We start from the raw sequence: 690 nt of genomic DNA on the forward strand, positions 1-690 counted from the left end.
TCGACGCTCTGCGGCTCGTACTTGATCGCTCCGCACTGGACGATTCCCTTGGCGCACTGCGCCTGCCGGCTCATCGGCGCCGAGACGTACCCGTGCGCGAAAGCCGAGGTCGCCGGGATCACTGCGACGAAGGGGGCGATTCCCACGCCCGCCGCCGCGGCGGCGAGCCTGCGGTGTGACTTCTTCATGCGGGGGGTCCTTGCCTTGGGGTGGTCATGTCGTGGCGCGGACGCCGGTGTTACTGCACGTTGACGTCGACGCAGGCATAGAAGGCGTTGGCGGTGTCGGCGATGTTCCAGATCGCGAGGATCTTCTGGCGTCCGCTCACGCCGCCGAGGTTGACCTGGTGGGAGACGGTGGAGGGCGGCTGCTGGTTGTTGCCGCTGACGTCCGCGACCTTCCGGCCGCCGACGTAGTACTCGTAGTTCGTGGTGCGGTGCCGGGCGGTGAACGTCCAGGTGAAGGTGACCGACTGGCCGACGTTGGTGGCCTGCCAGCCCTTGCTGTCGTCGTTGAGGTCAGTGAACCGGCTGCCGCCGCTACAGGTGCGCTGGCCCTTGGGGCCCTCGACGCTCTGCGGCTCGTACTTGATCGCTCCGCACTGGACGATTCCCTTGGCGCACTGCGCCTGCCGGCTCATCGGCGCCGAGACGTACCCGTGCGCGAAAGCCGAGGTCGCCGGGATCACTG

Annotated in this window: 1 protein-coding gene and 1 pseudogene; both read right to left on the reverse strand. The window is 68.0% G+C overall.

What is annotated here, in order from left to right; genetic code table 11:
- Positions 1–188: pseudogene (locus tag ACH35V_RS42280) on the reverse strand (chitin-binding protein); the annotation flags it as partial.
- A 50-nt stretch (positions 189–238) separates the two neighbouring features.
- Positions 239–688 (reverse strand): lytic polysaccharide monooxygenase auxiliary activity family 9 protein, encoded by a 450-nt coding sequence (locus tag ACH35V_RS42285; RefSeq protein WP_395980540.1) that lies wholly within the window; start codon positions 686–688, stop codon positions 239–241.
- Between the last annotated feature and the right edge of the window lie 2 nt (positions 689–690).

The sequence above is a fragment of the Actinomadura sp. 1N219 genome, from assembly GCF_044326405.1.
Taxonomy (GTDB): Bacteria; Actinomycetota; Actinomycetes; order Streptosporangiales; family Streptosporangiaceae; genus Spirillospora.